1 protein-coding gene is annotated in these 517 nt (G+C 65.2%); it reads right to left on the reverse strand.

What is annotated here, in order from left to right; all coding sequences use genetic code 11:
* Window positions 1–517, reverse strand: a 517-nt coding sequence (locus B3R00_RS00565) for a methyl-accepting chemotaxis protein (protein ID WP_286996789.1), incomplete at both ends; no start/stop codon positions are given.

Below are 517 nucleotides of genomic sequence, written 5' to 3' on the forward strand. Positions count from 1 at the left end.
CCGATCTCGCTGCGCTGGGCGCCAGGGCCGGGCTTGGGGAGCGGGCCGCCGCAGGTGCAACGGCAGGCGCAGCTACGGCCGGCCGGGGGGAGCCGTGAATCACCGGGCGCTGGGTGACCAACGCCGGAGATTGCAGTGGTTGCGCGCTGCCGCCTTGCAAACGGAAGATGGACACGGCATGCACCAGCTCATCAGCTTGCTTGCGCAGGCCCTCGGTTGCGCCCGCCATTTCTTCCACCAACGCAGCATTTTTCTGCGTGGTTTGGTCCATGTGCGTGACCGCCTCGGCCACCTGCGCCACGCCGTTGCTTTGCTCACCGCTGGCATGGCTGATGTCGCTGATCAGCTGGGTAACTTTGCGGATTTCAGCAATGGCCTGCTCCATGGTCTCACCCGCATGGGCCGCCTGGATATTGCCTTCATGGATTTCAGCCACGCTGGTGCTGATGAGCTGCTTGATCTCTTTGGCCGCGTCGGCACTGCGGCCTGCCAGGGCACGCACTTCCCCTGCCACCAC

It is taken from the genome of Comamonas sp. UBA7840 (assembly GCF_002501455.1).
GTDB classification, from domain to species: domain Bacteria; phylum Pseudomonadota; class Gammaproteobacteria; order Burkholderiales; family Burkholderiaceae_C; genus Comamonas; species Comamonas jiangduensis.